This is a genomic window from Flavobacterium bomense (assembly GCF_003970355.1).
The window spans coordinates 1-560 of the sequence record NZ_RYDJ01000216.1 but is presented as its reverse complement, the minus strand read 5'-3'; the positions used below and the strand labels follow the sequence as shown (position 1 = coordinate 560).

General features: G+C 41.6%; 1 protein-coding gene. It reads right to left on the bottom strand.

Annotated features, from left to right (window positions below):
• Nucleotides 1-314, bottom strand: a 314-nt coding sequence (locus tag EKL98_RS18305) for a transposase (RefSeq protein ID WP_233589486.1), incomplete at its 3' end; no start/stop codon positions are given.
• Nucleotides 315-560: the final 246 nt, after the last annotated feature.

Here is a 560-nt window from a genome sequence, read left to right as displayed (position 1 = left end):
CCTTTACGACTGGTGCATTGGTCTTTTACTGGACAAGTTCTGCAAGCTGGTGTGCGATATTTTTGGAACTGGTAACCACTTTCTTCGGTGCGTCCTGTTTTTTTGTGCCAACTCCCTGTAGTGGTGAGTGTTTGACCTTGCGGACAAGTGTACGTATTATTCTCTTTGTTATACGTAAATTTCGACACAAAATACTCGGGTTGGGTGCCGTTTTCGTTGCTCTTACCTTGATCAGGATGCACCACAATGGTGGTGATGTTGTTTTTACAGCTGTCTATTTCTCGTCCGTTATGGTAGCCTTTGTCTACCTCCAAGATACCAAGCTGGCGGATCCCACTGGTGCTAGTCTGTGATGAGTACCTACCTAAATTAATACTCTTGGCTGATGGTGTATTCTAGACTACTAACCTGAAGTTGATTGGGAGATATTCCTTGTCCCGAAGCTTCGGGAGTGTTGCATCACTAAATGTACAAAATCTTTGTTTTTATTATAAGTATTTTAGTATATTTGTTGTAATGATTTTGCACGTTTTTTCACAGTATGACGTTGTGCGTCACTT